General features: G+C 72.2%; 13 protein-coding genes and 1 pseudogene. 3 read left to right on the top strand and 11 right to left on the bottom strand.

All coding sequences use genetic code 11. The annotated features are described in order from the left end of the window. Positions 1 to 171 precede the first annotated feature (171 nt). Positions 172 to 297, bottom strand: coding sequence for a hypothetical protein (locus tag I4J89_RS51185; protein ID WP_255521992.1), 126 nt, complete (start codon positions 295 to 297; stop codon positions 172 to 174). Between the two features lie 205 nt (positions 298 to 502). Between I4J89_RS51185 and I4J89_RS46645 the strand changes: the two genes are divergently transcribed. Continuing rightward, positions 503 to 1,978 carry a phospholipase D family protein gene (locus tag I4J89_RS46645; protein WP_230860752.1) on the top strand — a complete coding sequence of 492 codons (1,476 nt, stop codon included), beginning with the start codon at positions 503 to 505 and terminating at the stop codon, positions 1,976 to 1,978. Here I4J89_RS46645 and I4J89_RS46640 read toward each other — a convergent pair. From I4J89_RS46640 to allB, 5 genes are read right to left on the bottom strand one after another with little or no spacing between them, the layout of a single operon-like run. Further along, a complete protein-coding gene (locus tag I4J89_RS46640) occupies positions 1,927 to 2,568 on the bottom strand; it encodes a GNAT family N-acetyltransferase (protein ID WP_196420679.1) in 642 nt (213 codons plus the stop codon). The genes I4J89_RS46645 and I4J89_RS46640 overlap by 52 nt on opposite strands. 11 nt (positions 2,569 to 2,579) lie before the next feature. Then, positions 2,580 to 3,686 carry a protein-L-isoaspartate O-methyltransferase family protein gene (locus tag I4J89_RS46635; RefSeq protein ID WP_196420678.1) on the bottom strand — a complete coding sequence of 369 codons (1,107 nt, stop codon included), beginning with the start codon at positions 3,684 to 3,686 and terminating at the stop codon, positions 2,580 to 2,582. A gap of 5 nt (positions 3,687 to 3,691) precedes the next feature. Then, on the bottom strand, positions 3,692 to 4,831 hold the full coding sequence (locus I4J89_RS46630; protein WP_196420677.1) for a phosphotransferase family protein: 1,140 nt from the start codon (positions 4,829 to 4,831) through the stop codon (positions 3,692 to 3,694). After that, complete coding sequence (gene alc, locus I4J89_RS46625; RefSeq protein ID WP_196420676.1) at positions 4,828 to 5,802, bottom strand: allantoicase; 975 nt, start codon at positions 5,800 to 5,802, stop codon at positions 4,828 to 4,830. The genes I4J89_RS46630 and alc overlap by 4 nt, the downstream gene beginning before the upstream one ends. Further along, positions 5,802 to 7,115: an allantoinase AllB gene (gene allB, locus I4J89_RS46620; protein ID WP_196420675.1), complete on the bottom strand. Its 1,314-nt coding sequence runs from the start codon at positions 7,113 to 7,115 to the stop codon at positions 5,802 to 5,804. The genes alc and allB overlap by 1 nt, the downstream gene beginning before the upstream one ends. A gap of 92 nt (positions 7,116 to 7,207) precedes the next feature. Between allB and I4J89_RS46615 the strand changes: the two genes are divergently transcribed. Beyond that, positions 7,208 to 7,636: a glutaredoxin domain-containing protein gene (locus I4J89_RS46615; protein ID WP_196420674.1), complete on the top strand. Its 429-nt coding sequence runs from the start codon at positions 7,208 to 7,210 to the stop codon at positions 7,634 to 7,636. On the opposite strand, the gene I4J89_RS46610 is transcribed toward I4J89_RS46615, so the two are convergent. From I4J89_RS46610 to aceB, 3 genes and pseudogenes are all read right to left on the bottom strand, one after another. Continuing rightward, complete coding sequence (locus tag I4J89_RS46610) at positions 7,627 to 7,905, bottom strand: hypothetical protein (RefSeq protein WP_230860751.1); 279 nt, start codon at positions 7,903 to 7,905, stop codon at positions 7,627 to 7,629. The two genes, I4J89_RS46615 and I4J89_RS46610, sit on opposite strands and share 10 nt — an antisense overlap. Before the next feature lie 69 nt (positions 7,906 to 7,974). Continuing rightward, on the bottom strand, positions 7,975 to 9,114 hold the full coding sequence (locus I4J89_RS46605) for a DUF6986 family protein (protein ID WP_196420673.1): 1,140 nt from the start codon (positions 9,112 to 9,114) through the stop codon (positions 7,975 to 7,977). 29 nt (positions 9,115 to 9,143) lie between these two features. Then, a pseudogene (aceB, locus tag I4J89_RS46600) lies at positions 9,144 to 10,694 on the bottom strand (malate synthase A); the annotation flags it as partial. Between the two features lie 629 nt (positions 10,695 to 11,323). Between aceB and I4J89_RS46595 the strand changes: the two are divergent. Then, positions 11,324 to 13,303 carry a helix-turn-helix domain-containing protein gene (locus tag I4J89_RS46595; RefSeq protein WP_196420671.1) on the top strand — a complete coding sequence of 660 codons (1,980 nt, stop codon included), beginning with the start codon at positions 11,324 to 11,326 and terminating at the stop codon, positions 13,301 to 13,303. On the opposite strand, the gene I4J89_RS46590 is transcribed toward I4J89_RS46595, so the two are convergent. Together I4J89_RS46590 and pucL are read right to left on the bottom strand one after the other, a co-directional pair. Beyond that, positions 13,230 to 14,582, bottom strand: coding sequence for an 8-oxoguanine deaminase (locus I4J89_RS46590; protein WP_309238785.1), 1,353 nt, complete (start codon positions 14,580 to 14,582; stop codon positions 13,230 to 13,232). The genes I4J89_RS46595 and I4J89_RS46590 overlap by 74 nt on opposite strands. Continuing rightward, positions 14,573 to 15,433 (bottom strand): factor-independent urate hydroxylase, encoded by an 861-nt coding sequence (gene pucL, locus I4J89_RS46585; RefSeq protein WP_196420670.1) that lies wholly within the window; start codon positions 15,431 to 15,433, stop codon positions 14,573 to 14,575. The genes I4J89_RS46590 and pucL overlap by 10 nt, the downstream gene beginning before the upstream one ends. Position 15,434 lies beyond the last annotated feature (1 nt).

Below are 15,434 nucleotides of genomic sequence, written 5' to 3'. Positions count from 1 at the left end.
GCCGGGCCCATGCAGGCCCGGGGTGAGCGTGACCCCCTGCATGGGCCCGGCGGGCGCGCTGGGGCCCGGACAGGCTGGTTGATCGCGGGCAGGGCGGGAGGGGTGGTGTGAAAAGGGCGGCCGGTGACGCGTACCCCAAAAGGAGCGTCACCAGAAGCTGAGCGTGACCGTTCAGGACATCAACAGGATGGCGGTCGTGCCCAGCAGGACCAGTAGCAGGACCGCGATGAGCAGGCCCTTCTCGGCGGAATCGGCGGTTTCGGGCATGGTCGTGGTGGCCAGCGGCTCGCTGCTCATGATCCACTCCTCCGCGGGATCGGGGTGACCGCTCCGGGGTGCGGGCGGCGGGCGGGAGGCTTACGGTGAGGGCGTCGTCGACCTCGAAGGGGTTGCAGTGCAGCCGCAGGAATGGCTTCTCACCACGGCCGAGCGTGGCAACCCGGACACCTCCATACCCACATGGAACACCGGAAACACGGTGGAGCCACTTATTCATGGGCAAATGTACTTCGATCGGTTGCTCGCCGAGGTCGAGGCACTGGAGCACGGTGATCATCTCTTCTTCACCGACTGGCGCGGGGATCCGGACGAGCGGATGCGCGACAACGGGCCGACGATCGCCGAGGCGTTCGCCGCGGCGGCCAAGCGCGGTGTGGTGGTGAAGGGCCTGCTGTGGCGGTCCCATGTGGACAAACTCGCCTACAGCGAGGAGGAGAACCGCACGCTGAGCGACGACATCGAGGCGGCGGGCGGTGAGGTCCTGCTCGACCAGCGGGTGCGCCGGGGCGGTTCGCATCATCAGAAGCTGGTGGTGCTGCGGCATCCCGGCCGGCCGGAGCTGGACGTGGCGTTCGCCGGCGGCATCGACCTGTGCCACAGCCGGCGCGACGACCCCGATCATCACGGTGACCGGCAGGCGGTCCGGATGGCGAAGGCGTACGGGCCGAACCCGCCCTGGCACGACGTGCAGCTCATGCTGCGCGGGCCGGTGGTCGGCGCGCTGGACACGTCGTTCCGGGAGCGGTGGAACGACCCGGCACCGCTCGACCAGCACGGGCCGATCTCCACGATCACCGACATGCTGCGGCACGAGGACATGCGCGCCGACCGGCTTCCGCCGCAGCCACCGGATCCGCCGGAACACGGGCCGCACACCGTCCAGGTTCTGCGCACCTATCCCGCGATGCGCCCGGCGTACGGTTTCGCCAAGCTCGGCGAGCGTTCGGTGGCCCGCGGCTACACCAAGGCGATCAAGCGGGCCCGGCGGCTCGTCTACCTGGAGGACCAGTACCTGTGGTCCAAGGAGGTGGCGCAGCTGTTCGCCGACGCGATGCGGGGCAACCCGGAGCTGCACCTGGTGGCGGTGGTCCCCCGGCATCCGGACGTGGACGGCGCGTTCGCGCTGCCGCCGAACCAGGTCGGCCGGGAGCAGGCGATCGAGCTGTGCAAGAAGGCGGCGGCCGATCGGGTGCACGTCTTCGACCTGGAGAACCACGCGGGCACCCCGATCTACGTGCACGCCAAGGTCTGCGTGATCGACGACGTCTGGTGCAGCGTCGGCAGCGACAACTTCAACCGTCGATCGTGGACCCACGACAGCGAGTTGTCCTGCGCCACCCTCGACGAGACGAGGGACGAGCGGGAGCCGGTCGACCCGGCCGGGCTCGGTGACGGCGCCCGGCGGTTCGCCCGGGAGCTGCGGCTGGCGCTGATGCGCGAACACCTCGACCGGGCCGACGGCGACGATGAGGACCTGCTGGATCCGGCGTCGGCCATCGAGGCGGTGACGAACGCCGCCGACCGGCTGAAGGAGTGGAACGAGGGGGGCCGGCAAGGACCCCGGCCGCCGGGGCGGTTGATCCCGCACGAGACGAATCGGCTGCCCTGGTATCAGCGGTTGTGGGCGACTCCGGCGTACCGGCTGATCTACGACCCGGACGGCCGGCCCTGGCGGGAGCGCCGCGCCGCCTCCTGGTGAAGCTCCACCCGCATCACCGCGCGCCGCGGCGTGGGCCGGCTGACCTCGGCGAACCCGGCGTCCAGGAAAATCTGGTAGCTGCCGACGTAGAGCTCGCCCCAGGTGTACTCCCGGCCGGTCGCCGTGACGATCGGATAGCCCTCGAGTGCCCGTGCCCCGCGCTTGCGGGCGAACGGCACCGCTGCCGCGGCGAGGGCGCGGCTGACGCCGCGCCGCCGGAAGCCGGTCCGGGTGACGAAGCAGGTCACCGCCCAGACATCAGGATCGGTACGGCGCTCGTCGCGCCCCGCCCAAGGAACCCGGGCAGTCGCGAGCCGGGGGTAGACCGTCCGCGACTCGACCGCGCACCAGCCGGCCGGTTCACCGTCGTGGTACGCCACCAGACCGCTCGTCGACTCCGCGGCCGGGTCGTCGCAGCCGGTCTGCTCGTGCAGCCGGCGGGCCCGTTCCTCGACCGGCACGGACCGCCACTCGGCCGCCGTGATCTTGAACCACTGGCACTGACAGCGGGCCGGCTCCCCGCGCGTACCGAAGATCGTCCGCAGGTCGGACCAGGACGCCTCGTTCGCCGGCACCACGGTGATGGCCATGACACCGCAGCTTAGGCGGGATCCGGCCGCCGCGTCAGCGTCCAGGTACGTGGCACCCAGATCGGCGCGGCCGGGTCACCGCCGAGCGACAACCCCACCTGCCACGCCCGCATCGGTGGCCGCCCGAGGGCCCACCACCTCTCGGCCAGCGCCACGGCGACCGCGGTGTACCGCTCGGCCGACTCGCCGTTGGCCAGGACCGCCCCGTCCGGCAACACCACCGCGCCCGCCGTGTCGGTGTGGTCGAGCAGGCCGAAGTAGCTCTGCTGGCGTGCCGGGACCGCGGTCCGGGTGACGCGGTGGTGCCAGGCACCGGCCGCGTACCAGAGGTCCCGGTACGCGAGCTGGTCCAGGGTGTCCCACCGCGGCTCGGCGGTCTGCTCCAGGTCGCCGAGGGTGGCCGCGGGCGGCGGGTGGCTGCCCCGGTGCCGGGCGGTGAGCGGGCCGGCCGCGCTCATGAACCCGGCCGGGCAGACCACGGAGGCGGTCACCGCGCCGCCGGCGCCGCTTCGTACGCCCAGGACGGGGTGGGTGCCGGCGTGCTCGACCGGCGCGATGACCACGCCGCCCGGTTCCAGCCGGTCCAGCCAGTGCGGGGAGATGCCGGACACGCCCACGGTCACGATGATCCGGTCGTACCGGCCGCCGGCTCCCGCGGTGTAGCCGTCCGAGGTCTCCACCCGTACCCCGTCGATGCCGGCCCGGGCCAGCGCCGAGCGCGCCCGCTCGGCGACGTCCGCCTGTACGTCCACAGTGGTCACCGTCGCGCCCAGGGTGGCGAGCAGCGCGGCGTTGTAGCCGGTGCCGGCGCCGATCTCGAGCACCCGGTGACCGGGCCGTACGTCCAGCGCGTCCAGCATGATCGCCATCAGTGAGGGCTGGCTGGACGAGCTGATCGGCATGTCCCCGTTCAGCTTGGTGACCAGCACGTCGTTGCTGTAGACGGTGGGCAGGAAGTCCGGGTCGGCCGGGAGCACCCGCCGGCCGTCGCCGCCGTAGAAACCGTCCGGGACGAAGACCTCGCGTGGCACCGCGGCGAAGGCCTCGGCCAGGGACGGGGTCAGCGTGACGCCGTCACGCCGGATCTGGTCGAGGTAGTGCCGGCGGGCATCTTCCATGCCTGTCACGGTACGGCGCGGACCGCTTCCGCCAGGCAGTCCGGGACGTCCCCCGCGTGATAGGGCCATTCGGACGGCTCGATGTTCGCCAGGAAGTTCGCGTAGGTCACCGCCCCGCGCAGCGCCGCCACCGGCCGCAGCAGTTCGACGGCCCGTTCCGGGTCGCTGCCCGGTGCGGTGACCCGCCACCGGTCCGCCCAGGCCCGCAGCACGCCGTCCCGGCCGGGTGCCGCCCCGATCAGTCGCAGGATGTCGAAGGCCGGGTTGCCGACGCCGGAGTCGCCCCAGTCCACGATCACCGGTGGCTCCGCGGCGTCGGTCCGGACGTTGCCGGTGTGCAGGTCGCCGTGGATCAGGGTGTCCGGCAGGCCGCAGGCGTCCACCTCGGCGAGCCGTTTCGGCAGGTCGTTGATCAGTTCGGCGAGCCCGGGGAGATCGTTCAGGTACGGCGCGGCCACCGTCGCGAACCGCTCGGCGTGCAACCGGTGGTCCGGAACCCCGGCCGCGATCAACTCCGGCACCCGCCCGGCGAAGTGCTCCTGCACCGGGTGGAAGGCCGCCGCCACCTCGGCGCACAGCTCCGGACCGGCCTCGTAGCGGTCCTGGCCCGGCACGTGCGCGAGCAGCATCCGCCCGGCCTCGCCGGCCGCCAGCACGTACGGGACCAGGCCGGGCGACACCGAGTCGACCATCCGCAGCACCGCCGCCTCGTGGCCGAAGAACTCCGGCACCTGTTTGAGCCAGGCCGCCGTCCCGTCCGGTGTGTCGAACCGCCAGATCGCCGACAGGTTCCAGGTGCGCTGCTGGTGGGCCACCGTACCGGTGATCCCGATCCGGTCCAGCGCGCCCGCCGCCCAGGCCAGCGACGCGTCCGGGCCTCCGACCTCGGCGTACGCGGCCCGCAGCGGGTGCGGCGACAGGTCCACCTCGACCGGGAGCAGCCCCGCCGGGCGTTCCCGGGTTTCCGCCAGGTAGGTGACGTGCCCACCGGGCGGCCGGTCCCGTTCCGCGTGCAGCAGGCGGAGGACGGTGAAGCCGAATTCACCGACCTCCTGCCACCACGGTGTGGATACCGGAAACGGCGGCAGGGCGCCGAGCAGCCGGCCGGACGTGTCGACCAGAACCAGCGAAACGGTACGAGTCACCGTCGCATTCTCGCCCACAGCTGTTCGCGATCGGCGCGGCCGTGCAATCGCAGCCTGGCCATCCCCCCGTCCGGGAAGATGTCCAGCCGGGCGTGGGTCACCTCGGGTGCCTTGCGCAGCCGGAACCGGTGCGGGGTGTCCGGGCGCAGCGCGGTCCTCGGCAGCAACTCGAGCTGGTCGCCCTCGGCGGTGATCCCGGTGAGCGCGGCCCAGCCGGGGGCGTTGCCCTTGAAGTGGCTGGTGTCCAGGTCGGCGAAGCGCAGCCGGGCCGCGGCGGCGAGCTGCACCAGCACCCAGTCGTTGGCGTTGTCGCGGCGGCGGGAGGTCTCCCAGCCATCGCCCATGTTCCGGGCCAGGCCGGGCATCAGCATCCGCTGCGGGTTGCCGTAGAACATGTTGCTGCAATCGACGACCCGGCCGCCGTACTCCGCCGCGGCCACGTCGAAGACCTTCGGCAGCAGCGCCGGGTCGGGGACCACCTCGCCGTGCACCCGCAGCCGGGCCACCCCTCCGTCCGGGAAGATCCGCAGCCGGACGTGGGTCCAGCGGCGGCGGTCGGCGACCGGGAAGAGGTTGCTGCTGTCGCCCTGCAACGACGAGCGGGGCACCAGCTCGGTCCACTTCGCGCCGGCCAGCTCGTCCGGACCGGGATAGCCGGGCACCTCGACGGCCTCCACCGAGGCGTGCGGCGGGTAGTTGCCGGTGAAGAACGCGGTGTCGACGTCGACGCCGTGGATCACTCCGGGAGCGCCGAGCCGCACGACCGCGAAGTCGTGCCCCGGCTCGCGGCGGCGGCGCGTCTCCCAGCCGTCGTAGACCTGTCCCTTGTGGTCGAAGGTCCGCGGCGCGTGCCCGGCCGGATGCGGCAGGACCAGGTGGTCGGCGGCGGCGAAGAACTCGTCATTGGCGGACACCACGCCACCACCGAAGGCCCGGGACGCGAGATCGGGCAGCGCCGTGAAGTCCTCCATCAGTTCTCCCCTCGGGTCAGGAAACGGCCGCCCGGCTCGTCGCCGGTCACTCTTCGCCCGCGCAGCCAGGTGGTGCGCACGACACCCCGCAAAACCTTTCCGGCGTACGGCGTGACGGGGTTCCGATGGTGCAAGGAGTGCGGGTCGACGGTGAACTCCTCGTCCGGTGCGAACGCCACCAGGTCGGCGTCGGCGCCCACCGCTATCCGCCCCTTCTGCCGCAGGCCGACCAGGTCGGCCGGACGGCGTGCCATCCAGTTCACCACGTCGGCGAGGCTGTGGCCGCGCCCGGCGGCGGCGGTCCAGATCACCGGCAGGCCGAGCTGCACCGAGGCGATCCCGCCCCAGGCCGCGGCGAAGTCACCGGTGTCCTGCCGTTTCAGGTCGGGCGTGCACGGCGAATGGTCGCTGACGACACAGGTGATCAGGCCGTCGGCCAGCGCGGCCCAGAGCAGGTCGGCGTTCGCCGAGTCGCGGATCGGCGGGCAGCACTTGAACTCGGTGGCGCCGTCCGGGATCTCCGCCGCGTCCAGGGTCAGATAGTGCGGGCAGGTCTCGGCGGTCACGCGTACCCCGCCGGCTCTCGCCTGGGCGATCAAGGGCAGCGCGGAGGCCGCGGAGAGATGCAGGATGTGCACGCGCCGGCCCGCGGCGCGGGCCACGGCGATCGCGGTCGCGACCGCGGCATGCTCAGCGTCCGCCGGACGGGAGGCCAGAAAATCGGCGTACGCGGCCGAACTCGCCGCCGCGTGCAGGTGGTACGGGTCCTCGGCGTGCACCACGAACAGCGCGTCCACCGCGTGCATCGCCTCGGTCAGCTGGACCGCGTCGACCGGCGGGAACTCCGGAACGCCGGAGTCGGCGAGGAACGCCTTGAAGCCGTACACCCCGGCGGCGTGCAGGCCGGGCAGATCGCCGGCGTTGCCGGGGACGGCACCACCCCAGAAACCGACGTCCACATGACACTGTCCGGCGGCCGCCGCCTGCTTGATCTCGAGCGCCGCCGGGTTCACCGTCGGCGGCAGGCTGTTCAGCGGCATGTCGACGATCGCGGTGACCCCACCGGCGGCCGCCGCCCGGGTGGCGGTGGCGAAACCCTCCCACTCGGTCCGGCCCGGCTCGTTGACGTGCACATGCGTGTCCACCAGGCCGGGCAACAGCGCGGTGTCACCGAGGTCGACCTGCTCGGCGGCCTCGATGCCGGCGTCGTAGTCGTGGATCGCCACGATCCGGCCGCCCTCGACGGCGATCGCCGCCGCCCGTTCACCGCCGGGCGTCACGGCGCGCCGGGACCGGACCAGAAGATCGACCATAGGCTGACCCTATCCGCGGTTTGTTTCACCGGACGCTCATCCGCCCGGTCGGGGATATCGCTACCGCGAGTAACGGAGTAGCCTCCCGAGCCATGTTGCGACGGTGGCGGCTGGCGTTGCTGACGGCAGCCTGTGGAGTGCTCATCGCCTTCGTCAAGGTCGGTGACGGCTCCCCGGGTGGCGCGGTCTTCGTACTGCTGATCTTCCTGGGGCTGGCCCTCGCGGTGTCGCCCCAGGTCTTCCCGCGTCCGGAGAGCGCCGCCGAGGCCGGTGCGGACGGCCGGCCGGTGGTCTACTGGCGGCCCGGCTGCCCGTACTGCATCCGGCTGCGGGCCCGGCTCGGCCCGGACGCCGCACGGCTGCACTGGGTCGACATCTGGCGGGATCCGGAAGGCGCGGCTGCGGTTCGCGAGATTACCGGCGGTGACGAGACCGTACCTACCGTGGTGCTCGGCGGCCAGGGCTACGTCAACCCCGACCCGTCCTGGGTCCGCGACCAGATCACCCCCGCTCAGGCCTGAACCGGCTGGTCGGTGTGGGTCCAGCCGACGAACCGGTGGAAGAGCTCGGCCGGGGGCCGGCGAGGCAGGTCGGTCATCGCCCGGTCCAGGTTGCCCCACATGTACATGGCCAGCGAGACCCGGTCGGCGCCGTCGTCGGTCAGGCTGGCCCGTGCCGGTGCGCACGGCCAGGCGCGGCCACAGGCCCGGCAGTGCCAGGACGGCCGCTGCCAGGTGTGTTCGAGCGCCGTGGCGCCTCGCTTCCACGGCGTGAACGTGATGTACCGCAAAGTCTTCCTCCTGATGCCGGCGCGCCCGTCAGGTAGTACTCCCCGCGGCCGTCAACAGTTCGAAGTTCCTCACTGTGCGAGGGCGATGAGACGTTCGCGGGGGAACCCGGCATCCGTCAGAGCGCCGCAGTCGAGGCCGCGCAGCAGATAGCCGGCCAGGGCGCGGGCGGTGGCGGGCTCGTCGGCGATGCCGCTCTCCTGCCGGTCCAGGTAGCGGTGCAGCCGATCGACCGCGGCGTCCCGGCCGTCGCGGAAGAACGCGTAGGTGGCGGCATAGCGGCTGGGCAGCTGCGCCGGATGCAGGTCCCAGCCCTGGTAGAAGCCGCGTTCCAGGGAGCGGCGGACCAGCCGGTGGTGCAGTTCCCAGGCGGCGTGCACCTGACCGCGGTCGCCGACCGGGAGGATGTTGGTGGAGCCGTCGGAGAGGCGTACGCCGGTCTGCGCGGCGGCGGCCTGCATCACCGCCTTGGCGTAGTCGGCCGCCGGATGCTCCATCGACTGGTACGCCGCCGCGACCCCGGCCGCCGCGCTGTAGTCGTAGGTGCCGTAGTGCAGCCCGGTGCACCGGCCACCGGCCGCCGTGATCAGGCGGGCCACTGTGGCCGTCCCGTCCGCGGCCAGTACCGCCGAGGGGAGTTCGACCTGGATCTCGAAGGTCAGGGTGCCGGTGCTCAGCCCGTACGCTCGCTCCAGCTTCTCGCAGAGGGTGACCATGGCGCTCACCTGGTCGGTACCGCTGACCTTGGGCAATGTGATCGTGAAAAGGTCCTGGTAGGCCTCGAGGAACAGGTCCAGGGTGCGCAACGACCGGCGGCGGGTGGCCGCCTCCAGCGACTTGATCCGGACGCCGAGGAACGGCGGCTTCGGCCCGGCGGCCAGGATCGCGGCCGCCTTCTCGACGGCCGCGTCCTCCTGGTCGTCGTCGCGCACGCCGTAGCCGTCCTCGAAGTCGACCCGCAGGTCCTCGATCGGCTCGGTTTCGAGCTTGGCCCGCACCGCCGGGTCCGGCCACGGGAAGTCGTGGTCGTCCATCGCGGCGATCGCGGTCGTGCCCCAGTCGCGGAACCCGTCGAGTCGGTCGGCGGGCACGTAGACGGTGTGCACGGGTTGCCGCCCGGCGCGTTCCCCCGGGTACCGGGCCCGGAGGAACGCGTCGTGGGCAGCGAGGCGCCGGTCGATCTCTTGATGATCACGATCGGACAGGCGCATCTTTGCTCTCTTCCGGTCGATGCTCTCGTTCAGTCGATCGAATCGTAGGCGGCGCTGGTCAGGAAGTCGGCGAAGTCGTCGGCCAGCGCGACCCGCTCGAACAGCTTGCGGGCGTCGTCGTAGCGGCCCGCGGTCCAGGCCTCGTCACCGACCTCCTCGCGGATCTTGGCGAGCTCCTCGTCCTCGATCCGGCCGACCAGCTCGGCGGTGATCGGGGTGCCGTCCTCCAGGCGCACCCCGTTGTGGATCCACTGCCACACCTGGGAACGGGAGATCTCCGCGGTCGCCGCGTCCTCCATCAGGTTGTGGATCGCCACCGCGCCGTTGCCGCGCAGCCACGCCTCCAGGTACTGGAGTGCCACGTTCACGTTGTTGTGCAGGCCGGCCCGGGTGACCGCGCCGCCGGTGCCGGCCACGTCGAGCAGGTTCGCGGCGTCGACCGCGACGTCGGGGCGCTTCTTGTCCAGCTGGTTCGGCTTGTCGCCGAGCACCCGGTCGAAGATCTCCTTGCAGACCGGCACCAGGTCGGGGTGGGCCACCCACGAGCCGTCGAAACCGTCGCCGGCCTCGCGCTCCTTGTCCTCGCGGACCTTGGTGAGCGCGACCTTGTTGACCTCCTCGTCGCGCCGGCTCGGGATGAACGCGGCCATGCCACCCATCGCGAACGCGCCGCGGCGGTGGCACGTGGAGACCAGCAGTTCGGTGTACGCCCGCATGAACGGCGCCGTCATCGTCACCGCGGCCCGGTCGGGCAGGATCATGTTCGGGTTGTCCCGGAAGTACTTGATGATGCTGAACAGGTAGTCCCAGCGGCCGGCGTTGAGCCCGGAGATGTGCGGGCGAAGCGCGTGGAGGATCTCCTCCATCTCGAAGGCGGCCGGGATGGTCTCGATCAGCACGGTGGCCCGGATCGTCCCGACCGGGATGCCCAGCTGCTCCTGGGCATGGGTGAAGACGTCGTTCCAGAGCGCGGCCTCTTTGTGTGACTCCATCTTCGGCAGGTAGAAGTACGGGCCGCTGCCGCGTTCGAGCAGTTCCTTGGCGTTGTGGAAGAAGTAGAGGCCGAAGTCGACGAGCGCGCCGACCGCCGGCTCGCCGTCCACCGGCAGGTGCCGCTCGTCCAGGTGCCAGCCGCGCGGCCGCATCACGATCGTCGGGTACGGGCCGCCGTTGAGCTCGTACTTCTTCTTGTCGGTTTCGAGGGTGATGGTGCGCCGGATGGCGTCGTAGAGGTTGCGCTGACCGTCGACCACGTTCTCCCAGTGCGGGGTGTTCGCGTCCTCCAGGTCGGCCAACCACACCTTGGCACCGGAGTTGAGCGCGTTGATGGTCATCTTGCGCTCGGTCGGGCCGGTGATCTCGACGCGGCGGTCCTGAAGATCCGCCGGGGCGGGCGGGGCGGACCACTCGGCGGCCCGGATGTCCGCGGTCTCGGCGAGGAAGCCGAGACCGGCTCCCGCGGCGATCTCCGCGCGGCGGGCGGCGCGAGCCTGGAGCAACTCGTTGCGGCGCGCCCGGAATCGCCGGTTCAGGTCGGCGACGAACGCCACCGCCTCGTCGGACAGGATCTCGGTCATCGTTGACGGTTCCTCTCGGTGTGGTTACTCCCCCGTACCGTAATCGAGCATTATTCACACCCCGGTCTCCGGTCGCTGCGGGGCCTCCGGGTGGCGTCGATGTTGCCACCGTCGCCGGCGTGGCGCACCGCGTCGCCCGATGGAACGTGAATGGCTGCGGACCGCGACAAAAGCCGCGACGATACTGCCGATGTTCGCCGCGATCTCGGCGATTGAGGTCCAGTAGTCCATGCGGCGGTGCTCCTCGGGGGGATTGGGCCGAGCCTGTCGGGATCGGCGGCCGGAACAGTGGAGCATCGGAGTGAGGTGTCCGGCGATGGAACCGGACGCATCCGGACGGGCTGTCACCCTGACCGGCCGCCCGTTGGTGGACGGGCTGGCGGCCACGCACGCACGCGGACCGGCCGTCCGGCAGGGCAGCACACGCACGCACGCGGACCGGCCGTCCGGCAGGGCAGCCACGCACGCACCCGGACCGGCCGCCCGGCAGGGCAGCCACGCACGCACCCCGCCCCGCCGGCCAGTGGAGGGGTCGCGGACTCACCCGGACCGGCCGCCCGGTAGGGCGGTCGCGGACTCATCCGGACCGGCTGTCCGGTGGGGTGGTCACGGGCGGCGGAAAGCTCTGCCGTGTGGATCCTGGGAACCTTGAGACGGCCGCGGAGCTCGCGGCCGCCCTCGATCGGCTCGTGCGCGGCCGCGGGCTCTCCCTGCGGGACCTCGCCCGGGAAGCCCGGGGCCGGCAGGCCGCGCTGCCTCCGAGCACCGTCAGCGACGTGCTGCGCGGGCGGTCGATCCCCGCACCGCAGACCCTGGCCACGCTGCTGGCCGTGTGCGGTGTGACCGCGGCGGAGCTACCGCTGTGGCTGGCGGCCCGGGAACGCGCCGCCGGGCCCGGCAGTGCCCGGGCGCCGGGTGCCGTGCGGGTGCACACCACCCGGGGCCGTCTGCTCGGCGTGCACGCGTCGATCCAGGGGGAATCGGCGGTTGGTGAGCTTCCGGCGTACGTCTCCCGGGATCTTGATGAACGACTGCGCGCCGCGCTCGCGGCACCCGGTCTGGTGGTGCTGGTCGGCGCCTCCTCGGTGGGCAAGACCCGATCCGCGTTCGAGGCGGTCCGCGCGGTGCTGCCGCAGTGGTGGCTGCTGCATCCGGCCGATGCCCGGGCCGTACACGCGCTGGCCGAAAGTCCACCGCCGCGCACGGTGATCTGGCTGGACGAGCTCCAGCGGTATCTCGACGATCTCCGGGCCGGATCGGTGAACGCCCTGATCAGCGCGGGTACCGTGCTGATCGGGACGCTGTGGCCGGACGAGTACGCGATCCGGACCACACCACGCACCCCAGGCGTCCCGGATCCGCACGCCGAGAGCCGCCGCCTGCTGGACCTGGCCCACGTCGTGGACGTACCGGACACCTTCAGCCCGGCGGAACTCGGCCGGGCCGAGGCACTCGCCGCCGACCAGCGGATCCGGATCGCGCTGGAGACACCCGACGCCGGGTTCACGCAGGTGCTGGCCGCCGGACCGGAACTGGTGCGGCGCTGGGAGCAGGCGCGCCCCTACGGCCGGGCGGTGCTCACCGCGGCGATCGACGCCCGGCGGGTGGGTTGTCACACGCCCCTGACCCGGGAACTGCTCGAAGCTACGGCGCCCGGCTACCTGCGCGGCCCGGACCAGGCCGCGGCCCCGCCGGACTGGCTGGACCAAGCCCTCGGATACGCCACCGCCCCGTTGCACGGCGCGACCTCCGCGCTGGTTCCGGTGCCGGCCGGCATGGGGCGGACGGCCGGCTGGACCGTGGCCGACTACCTGTACCAGCACGCCCGGCGGGTGCGCCGGACCACGCCGTTGCCCGACCCGGTCTGGCAGGCCCTGGTCGAACAGCACCACCCCGCCGACACCGCCCGGCTCGCCGACAACGCCGTCCGGCGCGGCCGATGGGCGGAAGCGGCCGCCCTGGGCAGCCCCGCGGCCGCGACCCCGGCCGCGCAGCGGCTCGCCATCCTGACGGGCGGGCACATCTGCGCCGAGGAGATGCGCGAACGGGCCGCCATCGACGATGCCGCGTACCTGCGCGCGGCCCGTCTCGCCAACTTCGCGGACGTCGGCGAGCTGCGCCGGCTCGCCGAGGCCGGCGACCAGGCGGCCGCCAACTGGCTGGTACGCGTGCTCGTCCGGGAGAACCGGACGGACGAGGCGATGGAACTGCTCCGCCGGGCGGCCGACGCCGGCTCCGCGCCGGCCGCCCGGCGCCTGGCCGAGATGCTGGCCGCGAACGGACAGATCACCGAGGCGGCCGCGGTGCTGCGGGAACGCGCCGACGCCGGGTCGGTGGGAGCGGCGCATCAACTCGTCGGCCTGCTGCGGAGGTGCGGCCTGATCGCCGATCTCGCCGCCGAGATGGCGGCCGGCACGGCGGGGGCGGCCGTCGCATACGTGCAAGCCCAGCGCGAGGCCTGCGGCCCGGTAGAAAGCACCGCGGCCGTCGCATACGTGCAAGCCCAGCGCGAGGCCTGCGGCCCGGCGGAGAGCACCGTCACGGTCCCGCCTCCAGCAGGCGGCGGTGTGCCCGCCGGGCCTGCCGGGTCAGTGTCTCCTCGTCCGCGTTGACCAGTTCGCCGTCCTCGACGACCGGCTTGCCGCCGACCAGGGCCAGCCCGACCGGCGCGGGCGGGCCGAAGACCAGCGCGGCCACCTTGTCATCGATGCCGTCGTGACCGAGCCCGTCCAGCCGCCACAACACCAGGTCGGCAAGCTTGCCCACCTCGAGCGAGCCGAGGTCGTCCTGCCGGCCGAGGCAGCGGGCACCGCCGATGGTGCCGAGCCGCAACGCCTCCCGCGCGTCCATCGCCTTCGGACCGCCGCGCAGCCGTGCGGTGTAGAGCGCCTGCCGCAGCTCGGCCCCGAGGTGCGAGACCTCCTGCGAGGCCGCGCCGTCCACCCCGAGCCCCACCGGGACGCCGTGATCCAGCAGCTCACGCACCCGCGCGGATCCCGCCCCCAGCCGGGCGTTGGAGCTCGGACAGTGCGCCACACCGGTCCCGGTCGCCCCGAGCCGGGCGATCGCCGAGTCGTCCAGGTGTACCCCGTGCGCCAGCCAGACGTCGTCACCGAGCCAGCCGACGCGTTCCGCGTACTCCACCGGGGTGCATCCGAACTGCTTGCGGCAGAACTCCTCCTCGTCGTCGGTCTCGGCGAGGTGGGTGTGCAGCCGCACGCCCTTGCGCCGGGCCAGAACCGCGGCCTCCTCCATCAGCCGGGTGGTCACCGAGAACGGCGAGCAGGGCGCCACCGCGATCCGCAGCATGGCGTCCGGCGACGGGTCGTGCCACCGGTCGATCGCCGCCTCGGTGGCGGCCAGAGCCTCGTCGGTCTCCTCGACCAGGTTGTCCGGCGGCAGGCCGCCGTCCTTGCGGCTCAGATCCATCGAGCCCCGCGTCGGATGGAACCGCAGCCCGATCGTGCGGGCCGCCTCGATCTCGGCCTCCAGGACGTCACCGCCGTCACGAGGGAAGACGTAGTGGTGGTCCATCGTGGTGGTGCAGCCGGAGAGTGCCAGCCAGCCCAGCCCGGCACCGGCCGCCGCGCCGACGATCTCGGCGTCCAGCCGGCCCCAAACCGGATAGAGCGTGGTCAGCCAGCCGAAAAGTGTCTCGTCGATGGCCAGCCCACGGGTCGCCCACTGGTACAGATGATGGTGAGTGTTGACCAGACCCGGCGTGACCAGACCGCCCTTGCCGTCCACCACCCGGCCGGGTCTGCCGGATCTACCCGGCCCCACGGCCGCGATCCGGCCGTCGTCCCCGACCACCACGTGGCCGTTGGCGTACTCGGTGCCGGCGCTGTCGACCGTCGCCACCGCGACGTTCTCGATGATGATCACAGCCACCACTCCGCGATGGCCGGTTCCACGTCGTCACGGGTCACGGTGCCCTCGATCAACCCGTACGGCCGGTCGCCGGCGATGAACACCTCGTTGTCGTTGGTCAGGTCGAACGGCGACAGGTCCACCCGGTAGTGATGCTTGTTCGGCAGTGCCAGCCGCACCTCGGCCACCTCGGGCCGGCTCTCCAGCAACCCGCTGCCCATCGCGTAGAGCGTCTGCTGCAGCGAGTAGCTGTAGGTGCCGACGAACGCTTTGACCAGCGCGTCCAGGGCGCCGGTGAACGACTTGCCCCAATCGGTGTCGTCACCCACGTGCCGCCAGCGGGCGTCGACCGCGGTGGCCAGGATCCGGTCGGTGGCCTCCGGCAACGTCGTGTACCGATCTTTCACGAAACCGTGGAACTCGGAATCCGTCGAGTTGAGCAGGACCAGGCCGGTGACGCCGGAGACCACCTGGGTGGCGTCTCCGGTCACGGTCACCACGGTGGTCCGGGTGTGGTCGCCGCGCCGCTGGAACGAGTGCGGTCCGAGGCGCTCCCAGCCGTACGACTCGATCGATACCTTCGCGGCGTGCACCTGCGCCTGGGTGCCGACGAAGTGCCGGCCCAGCAGCAGGGCGAACGCCTCCGGCTCGCCGGTGCCGTGCTCCTTGGCGAACGCGTAGACCGTGTTCTTCATCGTGTCAGTCGGCAGGACACCGGAGTTGTCGCCGGTCAGGTGGGTCCCGGTCAGGTCGCCGGAGAGCGCGACGCTGACGTTGAAATCCACCAGACCGTGCGTGTCACCATCGCGGTACACCCGGACCAGCCGGGTCTCCGCCTTGCCGTAACGGTTCGGTCCGAGCACGATCGCCACC

The sequence above is a fragment of the Actinoplanes aureus genome (assembly GCF_015704865.1).
Classification (GTDB): domain Bacteria; phylum Actinomycetota; class Actinomycetes; order Mycobacteriales; family Micromonosporaceae; genus Actinoplanes; species Actinoplanes aureus.
This window is presented reverse-complemented; position numbering and strand designations above follow the sequence as displayed.

Bases quoted from the DNA above. Each gene is read 5' to 3' on its own strand.
- I4J89_RS51185 (WP_255521992.1), bottom strand. From the start codon at position 297: ATGAGCAGCGAGCCGCTGGCCACCACGACCATGCCCGAAACCGCCGAT.
- I4J89_RS46645 (WP_230860752.1), top strand. From the start codon at position 503: ATGTACTTCGATCGGTTGCTCGCCGAGGTCGAGGCACTGGAGCACGGT.
- I4J89_RS46640 (WP_196420679.1), bottom strand. From the start codon at position 2,568: ATGGCCATCACCGTGGTGCCGGCGAACGAGGCGTCCTGGTCCGACCTG.
- I4J89_RS46635 (WP_196420678.1), bottom strand. From the start codon at position 3,686: ATGGAAGATGCCCGCCGGCACTACCTCGACCAGATCCGGCGTGACGGC.
- alc (WP_196420676.1), bottom strand. From the start codon at position 5,802: ATGGAGGACTTCACGGCGCTGCCCGATCTCGCGTCCCGGGCCTTCGGT.
- allB (WP_196420675.1), bottom strand. From the start codon at position 7,115: ATGGTCGATCTTCTGGTCCGGTCCCGGCGCGCCGTGACGCCCGGCGGT.
- I4J89_RS46615 (WP_196420674.1), top strand. From the start codon at position 7,208: ATGTTGCGACGGTGGCGGCTGGCGTTGCTGACGGCAGCCTGTGGAGTG.
- I4J89_RS46605 (WP_196420673.1), bottom strand. From the start codon at position 9,114: ATGCGCCTGTCCGATCGTGATCATCAAGAGATCGACCGGCGCCTCGCT.